This is a genomic window from Arenimonas sp., assembly GCF_019459675.1.
Lineage (GTDB): Bacteria > Pseudomonadota > Gammaproteobacteria > Xanthomonadales > Xanthomonadaceae > Arenimonas.
This window is the reverse complement of the sequence record NZ_JAIBFH010000310.1, coordinates 1-9214: the sequence shown is the minus strand read 5'-3', so window position 1 is coordinate 9214 and position 9214 is coordinate 1. Positions and strand designations below refer to the sequence as shown.

The window sequence follows — 9214 nt, the reverse complement described above, 5'->3', positions numbered from 1 at the left end:
AACGCTTGGCCTTTGGCTGGCCCCGGCCCAGGCCGCGGTGCCCGTGCGCGTGGTGGTGCCCGAGCCGGCGACATTCGGTGAACAGATCCAGCTCACCGGCCCCCTGACCGCGGACCGGGCCGCGGCGCTTTCGCCGCGCGTGGATGGCCGGGTGCGCGACACGCGGGTGGATGCCGGCGCGCGGGTCAAGGCCGGGCAGCTGCTGATGCAGCTCGATGACGCCGTGGCCCGGCATGCGCTGGCGCGCGCCCGGGCGCAGGCCGAAGAAGCCGCCGCCGCCGCGGCCGAGGCGGAGCGCCTGCTGGCCGAGGGTCGCCGCCTGGCGGCCGAAAAGTTCATCCCCAGCAGCCAGGTGGGCACGCTGGAGGCGCGGCTGCAGCAGGCCCAGGCCGTGCTGGCCTCCGCCCGCGCGGCTGCGCGCGAACAGCAGGAGCTGGTGGCGCGGCACGCGCTGCCGGCGCCGTTCGCCGGCGTGGTGGCCGCGCGCAACGCCGAGGCCGGCGAATGGGTGCAGCGTGGCGACAACGTGCTCGACCTGGTGGCCACCGACCGCGTACGCCTGGACGTGCAGGTGCCGCAGGAGCGTTTCGCGGCGCTGGCGGGCCAGGCCAAGGTCGAAGTGTTCCCCGACGCCCTCGACGGCGTCGCCCTGCCTGCCCGGATTGAGGCGCGGGTGCCCGTCAGCGATCCGCTGGCGCGCACCTTCCTGCTGCGGCTGCGCGTGGACGATGCCGATGGGCGGCTGCTGCCGGGCACTTCGGCGCGCGCCGTGGTTTCGCTGCCCGCCACGCAGGCGGCGCTGGCGGTGCCGCGCGACGCCCTGCTGCGCCAGCCCGACGGCGGCTACAGCCTGTTCGTGGTGCTTCGCGAGGGCGAGGCCTGGGTGGCCCGCCAGCGCACCGTGCAGGTGCTGCGCGACCGCGGCACGATGGTGGCGATCGCCAAGGGCATCGCCGCCGGCGAGCGGGTGGTGGTGCGCGGCAACGAAGCCCTGCGCGACGGCGACGCCGTGCGGCCCGGGGAAGACTGAGCCATGGGCTTCGAGAAGCTGCTTCGCCACGGCAACCTGATCGCGGTGGCGGTGCTGGTGCTGTGCATCCTGGGCACGTCGGCGGCGCTGCGGGTGCCGGTGCAGATGATCCCCGACCTGGAAGTGCGCACCATCAGCGTGCAGACCCGCTGGGCCGGCGCCACGCCGCAGGACGTGGAGCAGGAAATCCTGCTCGAACAGGAACAGTACCTGCGCACCCTGCCCAACCTGAGCCGCATGGTGTCCAGCGCGTCCACCGGCCAGGCCAGCATCGAGCTGGAGTTCCCGTTCGGCGTGGACATCAACGAGGCGCTGATCCGCACCTCCAACGCGCTGAGCCAGGTGTCGAACTACCCAGACAACGTGGACCAGCCCAGCCTGTCCACCAGCTCGTTCTCCGACAACGCCTTCATGTACTTCCGCATCGGCGCCCGCGCCGACAGCCCGGTCGACCTGGACCTGGACATGATGCGCGACTACGTCGAGGACTTCGTGCGGCCGCGGCTGGAGCGGGTCGAGGGCGTGGCGCTGGTGCAGGTGGGCGGCGGCAGCGAGCGCCAGATCCGGGTGGAGGTCGATCCCGCGCGCCTGGCCGAACGCGGGCTGACGCTGGCGCAGGTGCGCGACGCCGTGCGCGCCCGCAACCGCGACACCTCCGGCGGCGACCTCGATTCAGGCAAGCGCCGTTACCTGCTGCGCACGGTCGGCCGCGTGCGCGACGTCGCGGCGCTCGAGGACGTGGTGCTGGCCAGCCGCGGCGACGCGCTGGTGCGCCTGCGCGACGTGGCCAGCGTGCGCCTGGACCACTTCGAACGCCGCGAGCTGAGCTTCAACAACGGCGAACCGGCGCTCAGCCTTTCCATCCGGCGCGAGCCGGGCTCGAACGTGATCGCGATCAAGCGCGCGATGCTGCCGGCCGTGGACGAGGTCAATCGCGACCTGCTGGCGCCGCTGGGCCTGGAGTTGAACCTGAGCAGCGACGACGCCCGCTACGTCGAAGACTCGGTGGCCAACGTCTGGACCAACCTGGCCCTGGGCGCCGGGCTGGCCACGCTGGTGATGTTCGCCTTCCTGCGCTCGCGGCCGCAGACGCTGACCGGCGTGATCGCCATCCCCATCTCCACCATCGCCGCCTTCGTGGGCCTGCTGATTGCGGGCCGCACGCTCAACGTCATTTCGCTGGCGGGCGTGGCCTTCGCCATCGGCATGACGGTGGACAACACCATCGTGGTGCTGGAAAGCATCGACCAGGCCCGGCGCCGCGGCCTGGGGCGGATGGAAAGCGCCATCGCCGGCGTGCGCCGCGTCTGGCCGGCCGTGCTGGCCTCGACGCTGACCACGGTGATGGTGTTCGCGCCGATCCTGTTCATCCAGGAAGAAGCCGGCCAGCTGTACTCCGACATCGCGATCGCGATCTCGGCCTCGATCCTGGCGTCGCTGGCGGTGGCGGTGACGGTGGTGCCGGCGCTGGCCGGCCGGCTGGCGTTCGGCCTGCAGGACCAGGCGCAGGTGCCGGGCCAGGCGCTGTTCGACGGCATTGCCGACAAAGTGGAGTGGCTGGCCAGCTCGGCGCGGCGACGGACACAGGTGCTGGTGGGCACGGTGCTGTTCTGCGGCGCCGCGCTCTGGTGGCTGACCCCACCTGCCGAATACCTGCCCGAAGGCGAAGAGCCCAAGACCTTTGCCCGGATGATCGCGCCGCCGGGCTACAACCTGGCGGAAATGGAGGGCATCGCCCGCGAGCTGATGACCGAACTGGGCCCGCACGTGCAGGCCGACGCGGCGCCCTTCGAACGCGGCGACACCGACATGCCGCCGCTGGCTTACTACAATCTTTCGGCCAGCCCCGGCGGCCTGCGCATCATCGCCGAGCCGATCGACGCGGCGCATATCGAAGCCACCATGGACGCACTGGACCGGCGCTTCCTGGCCTACCCGGGCATGCGCGCGTTTTCCTCGCGCGGCTCGATCATCTCCAGCAACGACGGCGGTTCGCGCAGCATCAACCTCGACATCTCGGGCGTCGAACTGGCCGACCTGTACGCGGTGGCCGGGCGCGCGTACGTGCGCGCGGAAGAACTCTTCCCGGGCGCGCGCGTCGGCTCCAACCCGTCCAGCCTCACGCTGGACCAGCCGCTGGTGGAAGTGCTGCCGCGCTGGGAGCGGCTGGCCGAAGTGGGCTACGACAGCGCCGGCTTCGGCTTCGCGGTGGCGGCGCTCAGCGACGGCGCGTTCGTGGACGAACTGATCCTGGGCGACGACAAGGTGGACATCTACCTGTTCGGCGGCGCCGGCACGCAGCAGCTTGATGCGCTGCGCGAAATGCCCATGGCCACGCCGTCCGGCGCCGTGCTGCCGCTGTCGGCGCTGGCCGACCTGCGCGAAAGCGCCGACACCGACACCATCCGCCGGCTGGACGGTCGCCGCACGGTGACGCTCAACATCGTGCCGCCGCGCGGCATCGCGCTGGAGACCGGGGTGGAGCGCGTGCGCGCCGAGCTGGTGGAGCCGATGCGCCGCGCCGGCGAAGTGCCGCCGGACGTGGCGGTGGACATCAGCGGTGCCAGCGACCAGCTGCAGGCCACGCGCGAAGCCGTGTCGGGCAACTTCGCCATCGCCCTGCTGCTGTGCTACCTGCTGCTGGTGGCGATCTTCCAGCACTGGGGCCGGCCGCTGTTCGTGCTGGCCACGGTGCCGCTGGGCATCGCCGGCGGCATCATCGGCCTGGCCATCCTGAATCTTTTCGTGTCCCAGCCCTTCGACGTGATCACGCTGCTGGGCTTCCTGGTGCTGCTGGGCACGGTGGTCAACAATCCCATCCTGATCGTCGACGAGTCCTACCAGCGTCTGCAGGAGGGCGCAGCCTCTGCGGCCGAGGCCGTGGCGGCCGCCGTCAGGTCGCGCCTGCGGCCGATCCTGATGTCCACCGCCACCACGCTGTTCGGGCTGGCGCCGCTGGTGCTGATCCCCGGCGCCGGCACCGAGCTTTACCGCGGCCTGGGCGCGATCGTGCTGTTCGGCCTGGCGTTCTCGGCGCTGGTGACGCTGACCTTCCTGCCCTGCCTGCTGGTGGCGGTGCTGGGCCGCAGGCAGCGCACGGCCTCTTAGTCGGCGTCGGTCGGCGCGGGGTCTTGCGCGGCGGGCTCGTCGGGCGCCTGCACCCGATAGCCGCGCTGCTCCAGCGCCGCCAGGTAGCCGCTGGGGCCCACCACGCGCGCCATCGGCAGCACGGCGAAACTCTGGGCGTGCGTGGCCAGCGCCTTCTCGGCCGCGGCCATCCATGCCGCCTGCGCCTGCGCCGGCAGGTCGCTCATGCCTTTGCGCTGGGCCAGGGCGGACTGCAGCACGGCTTCGCTGCAGGCCTGGGCGTTGTCGGTGTAGGTGAGGTCGCGCAGCATGGCCACTTCGCCCTGGGCCCAGGCGTTGGCGCGGGTGGCCAGCGTGCCCAGGTCGTTTTCCACCTGGTCCATCGTGCGGCGGAAGCAGTCCAGGTCCTGCAGCGGGTTGCTGGCCAGTTCCTTCAGCGTGCCCTTGGGGTCCTCCAGCTCCACGCCCACGGAGGGTTGCTCGATCGGCACGTCGGCCTTCTCGGCGGCGCGGGTGACGACGCGGCTGACGATGTTGCGCAACGACAGGTCTTCGCGGTCGAAGGCTTTGTCACGCAGCTCCATCGCGGCCAGCAGCGGACGGCGCTTCTCCACCGCGCCGTCGCGCGGCAGGTACCTGGCCTTGAGCCCCTGCCAGCGCGCGTAGTCGGCCGGGGGCAGCACCTCCTGCAGGCGTTCCTTGCCCGGGTTGTTGCGCGCCTTGAGCAGGGACGGCACCAGGAACATGGCGCCGAACATCGAGCCCCCCACCGAGACGGACGTGCGCGGCGGCATCACCAGCACGCCCGACGCCGCCACTTTCGCCTCCACCTCGGCCGAGTTCCATTCCATGCGCTTGGGCAGCGGCAGCAGCGTGCCCAGCACCCACATCACGCGGCCGTCCTTCGACACCCGCCAGAGGCCGGGACCCGGCTGCAGGCCGCTGACCACCACGGTGTCGAGCACCTGCAGCAAGGGATCGCCGTCGGGGGCGTCGGCTGACGGTGCGACCGTGTCTGGCTGGGCAGGTGCCTGGGCGGCAGCCAGCGACCCGATCATCGAGAAGGCCAAAGCCAGGGCGAGGCGACAGCGAAGCAGTCGGGTCATGCGCAGGTCCGTCAGCGGGGTTGGCCGCCAGTCTAGGGGGCCTCAGCGATCCGTCACGTGCCCATCGACATACAGCCACAGCTGGCGTTCACGCACGAAGCGGCTGGTCTCGTGCAGGCGCCCGGCGCGGCCGCCGCCGGGTCGATAGCGCGCCACGAACTCCACCACCGCGCTGTCGCCTTCGCTGGCATGGCGCTTCACGTCCAGCCCGAGCCAGCGCACCGGCGGATCCTGCCCCAGGTCCAGGTCCGCCGGGCGCGTGGTCGGATGCCAGGTGGCCAGCAGGTAATCGGTCCGGCCCAGGGCGTAGGCGCTGTAGCGTGCGCGCATCAGGGACTGGGCGTCGGCCGCCGGCTCGCCGCCGTGCAGCAGGCCGCAGTGCGCGTCGTAACGGCCCAGGCCGCAGGGGCAATCCACCGCGGCTCAGCCGCCCTGCCGTGCCTGCAGGATGAGCTTGGCGATGTGCGTGTCGCCTTTTTCCAGCAGCTCCACCGGCGTGAACTGGAAGCCGGTCAGCACCATCGCTTCACCCACGCACCATTCGCGCTGTTCGCGGGTGAGGGTGGCGGCGCCGGCGGCGGCGGCGGTAAGCAGCGGGGTGGAGGGGACGGTGTCCTGCGGTTCGGGCGCGCGCGCCGCGCCGGGTGCGGCAGCGGACGCCGCGACCTTGTCGGCTTCGGCCTTGAGCCAGGCCACGCGGGCCAGCGCCACTGCCAGCCGGTCGCCGCTGTCCTTGAGCTTGGGCACGGCGTTGGCCAGTGAGCCCAGCAGCGCGTCGCGTTCGGCGACCATGGCCTGCTGGTCCTTCGTCTGGGCGTCGATGGACTGGCGAAGCTCGGCCACCTGCTTTTCCAGCTGCACGATCTCGGTGGCCGGATCCACCAGGGTCTTGGCGGCCAGCAGGCGCATTACTTTTTCGCCCAGCCGCGCGTAGATGGCCGGGTCGCTGAACTTGAGGTCGCGCACCGCGGTCTGCCAGGCCAGCGCCACCTGGCTGACGGTCTGGCCTTTCTCCGGCGCCAAGCCCGGCGCCGCTTCGTTCACTTCGGCCGTGCTTTCGGGGGCGCTGCGGGCGTTGGCCTGGGCCTGGATGGCCAGGTCAAGGCGTTCGCACAGCTCGGTCTTCTGGAAGTCGCGCGAGAGCTTGCGCAGTTCGATCCGGCAGTCGATCAGCAGGGAGCGAAGATCATTCATGCGGCCATTCTATGCCGACCCGCGCGCCCTGGGGTCAACGCGCCAGCAGGAAGTTGAGCAGGTTGTTCTGGAAGTAGGGATTGACCGAAAGCTGGTCGTGCTGCTCGCACAGGAAGAAGCTTCTGGCGATCGGGAAGATGCCGCCCTGGCTGCCTGGCGCCCCGGTCAGGCCCAGGCCCAGCTGCGAGTCGCGCGTGACCAGGCCGTCGCCCGGCTGCAGCAGCAGGCGCTCGTAGTCCACGCCGCTGACGCGGTTCTTCACCTGGTCGGGGCGGATGACCAGGCGCTCGCCGTCCTTGTCGCTGTCGAGTACGGCGCGTGCCGGCGTCAGCGCGCAGTCGCCGCCGAACGCCGCCACCTGCACGCCCCTCACGCGACCCGGTGCGCTGAGCGCCAGCTGGAAACGCTTGGCGCGGTCCAGGTGGTAGGCAAACTGCGCCTGCAGCGTTGCCAGCTGCGCGTGGCCCGCCGCCCGGTTGGGCGCACTGGCCACCACGCGCGCCTCGACGTCGGGCGAGAACACCGACCAGCGGCGCGAACGCCACACCTGGGGGTCGTAGAAATCGAAAGCAATCGGGTCGCCTTCGCTTGAAAAAACCACCTGCGCGTCGGGATGCGGCAGGGTTTCGAACGGCGTGGCGAAGGTGGCCAGCACTTCCACCGGCACCGTGCGCAGGGCGATCTTGAAGCCCTGCTGCAGACGCTCGAGGCTGGTGACGGCGCCCAGGCTGGGCGTGCCCAGCAGCACCACGCGCCGCACGTGGCGGCTGGCTTCGTCCCAGGGGGTGAAAGGCACCTGGTCAAGCACGTCGTTCGGGCCGTAGCGCAAGAAATAGTTGGCGATCAGCCCACCGTTGCTGTGCGCCAGCAGGTCCACGGTGAGTTCGGGGTCGTCGTAGTCGATGCGGATCTGTTCGATCAGCGCATGCAGCTGCACCACCGCGGCCAGGTTTTCCTGGCGCCAGTCGTACAGCAGCACGTAGTAACGGCGGCGGTCGTCGGCACCTACCGACTCGCCGGGCTGGCCGCGCTTGAAGCGGCCGACGTTTTCCAGCGTGTCGGTCAGGGTCTTGTAGTAGTCAACGCGGCCCACGCCGTAAAACAGGTCGCCCGGCATCAAGCCGCCGCCGCTGTCTTCCACGGCCTTCATGCGCGCCAGCTCGCGATACTCGCTGAACGCCATGGTGCCCAGGCCGCCGGGCCAGAACTCCCTGCCGCTGCCGCGCTCGACCAGGGTCGAACCCATCAGGCCGTGGATGAGGATCACCGGTGGCTGGCTCAGCCGCTGCGCGTCGTATTCGTACAGACGCTCCAGGTCGGGACGCGTTGGCGCACCGCTGCAGGCCGCCAACATCAGCAGCAGGCAGGGGAAGGCAAGACGTCGCAGGAAGGAAACCATGCGGGGATTCTCCCATCGCCGTCGTGGCGCCACCATGGCCACGACGGCACTTGCAGGGTCCCGGTTCAGTCAGCCAGCAGCGCTTGCGACTCGTCCAGGCGCGGGTAATCGGTGTAGCCGGCGGCGCCGGGGGTGTAGAGCGTGTCGGCATCAAGCTCGGCGATCGGTGCGCCCATACGCAAGCGTTCGGGCAGGTCGGGGTTGGAAATGAAGTGGCGGCCGAAGGCCACCAGGTCGGCCAGGCCCGCGGCCAGGTCGGCGTCGGCGCGCGCGGCGTCGTAGCCGCCGTTGACGATGATCGTGCCCGGGAAGATCGCGCGCGTTTCCTGCAACAGATCACCGGTGACGCTGCCGCCGGCCAGGTGCACGTAGCCGATCCCACGCTTGGACAGCTCGCCGATCAGCGCCAGGAACTGCTCGCGCTCGCCTTCGAAGCCCGACTCGAGGTCGTTGAAGGGATTGAACGGCGACAGGCGGATGCCCACGCGCGCCTTGCCGATGGCGGCGATGGTGGCGTCCACCACCTCCAGCACGAAGCGCAGGCGGTTTTCCGCGCTGCCGCCGTAGGCGTCGGTGCGCTGGTTGCTGCGCGGGTTGAGGAACTGGCCCAGCAGGTAGCCATTGGCAGCATGCAGCTCGACGCCGTCCACGCCGTTGGCCACGGCCAGCTCGGCGGCGCGCACGTGGTCGTTGCGCAGGCGCACCAGGTCGTCAGCCGTGGCGGCCTTGGGCGCCGGGTGCGGCTGCATTCCGGCGCTGTCGGTCCACATCTCGCCGGCGGCGGCGATGGCCGAAGGCGCGACCATCCCGGCGCCCACGGGCAGGTTGGCCGGATGGCCGATGCGGCCGGTGTGCATCAGCTGGATGAAGAAATGGCTGCCTTCGCCCTGGACGGCGCGGGCGATGTCGCCCCAGCCGCGCGCCTGTTCTTCGGTGAACAGGCCGGGGATGCGGGCATAGCCCAGGCCCTCGGGGCTGGTGGCGGTGCCTTCGGCGATGACCAGGCCGGCGCCGGCGCGCTGGGTGTAGTACTCGCGCATCAGGTCGTTGGGCTGGTTGCCCAGGGCCCGGGAGCGGGTGAGCGGCGCCATCACGATGCGGTTCTTGAGGGTGATCGGGCCGAGGGCATAGGGAGTGAACAGGGGCTGGGACATGGCAATCTCCTGGAAGTGGTACCTACAGTGGGGGCCTTGGCTTATGAAACAAAGCCGCGTGAACGTGACGTATCGTTTCCAGGATGGCGCTTGTCCATGACGCGGCGAGCACGCCCCACCCGATTCAATGAGGCGATGAAAGCCCTGGCCTGCCTGCTTTTGCCGCTTCTGCTGATGCTTCCGGGCGAGGCGCCGGCCACGCCGTTCGACAACTCGCGCCAACAGGCCATTGCCGGCGTGGGCC

General features: G+C 70.7%; 7 protein-coding genes. 2 read left to right on the top strand and 5 right to left on the bottom strand.

Translation table 11 applies throughout. From position 1 onward, the window contains the following. Both K0M70_RS10610 and K0M70_RS10605 read left to right on the top strand, forming a co-directional pair. A partial coding sequence (locus tag K0M70_RS10610; RefSeq protein WP_290781836.1) for an efflux RND transporter periplasmic adaptor subunit occupies positions 1–1030 on the top strand: 1030 nt, incomplete at its 5' end. 3 nt (positions 1031–1033) lie between these two features. After that, complete coding sequence (locus K0M70_RS10605; RefSeq protein ID WP_290781835.1) at positions 1034–4138, top strand: efflux RND transporter permease subunit; 3105 nt, start codon at positions 1034–1036, stop codon at positions 4136–4138. Here K0M70_RS10605 and K0M70_RS10600 read toward each other — a convergent pair. The 5 genes from K0M70_RS10600 to K0M70_RS10580 all read right to left on the bottom strand — a co-directional run bounded on the left by K0M70_RS10600 (position 4135) and on the right by K0M70_RS10580 (position 8970). Continuing rightward, entirely contained in the window at positions 4135–5223 is a 1089-nt protein-coding gene (locus K0M70_RS10600) for a TraB/GumN family protein (RefSeq protein WP_290781834.1), read from the bottom strand. The two genes, K0M70_RS10605 and K0M70_RS10600, sit on opposite strands and share 4 nt — an antisense overlap. A 42-nt stretch (positions 5224–5265) precedes the next feature. Further along, positions 5266–5640 carry a YchJ family metal-binding protein gene (locus K0M70_RS10595; protein ID WP_290781833.1) on the bottom strand — a complete coding sequence of 125 codons (375 nt, stop codon included), beginning with the start codon at positions 5638–5640 and terminating at the stop codon, positions 5266–5268. Between the two features lie 6 nt (positions 5641–5646). Continuing rightward, the gene (locus K0M70_RS10590) at positions 5647–6417 is read right to left on the bottom strand and encodes a hypothetical protein (RefSeq protein ID WP_290781832.1); all 771 of its coding nucleotides are present in this window, start codon (positions 6415–6417) and stop codon (positions 5647–5649) included. A gap of 34 nt (positions 6418–6451) precedes the next feature. Beyond that, positions 6452–7816 (bottom strand): hypothetical protein, encoded by a 1365-nt coding sequence (locus tag K0M70_RS10585; RefSeq protein WP_290781831.1) that lies wholly within the window; start codon positions 7814–7816, stop codon positions 6452–6454. A gap of 65 nt (positions 7817–7881) precedes the next feature. Next, on the bottom strand, positions 7882–8970 hold the full coding sequence (locus tag K0M70_RS10580) for an alkene reductase (RefSeq protein ID WP_290781830.1): 1089 nt from the start codon (positions 8968–8970) through the stop codon (positions 7882–7884). Between the last annotated feature and the right edge of the window lie 244 nt (positions 8971–9214).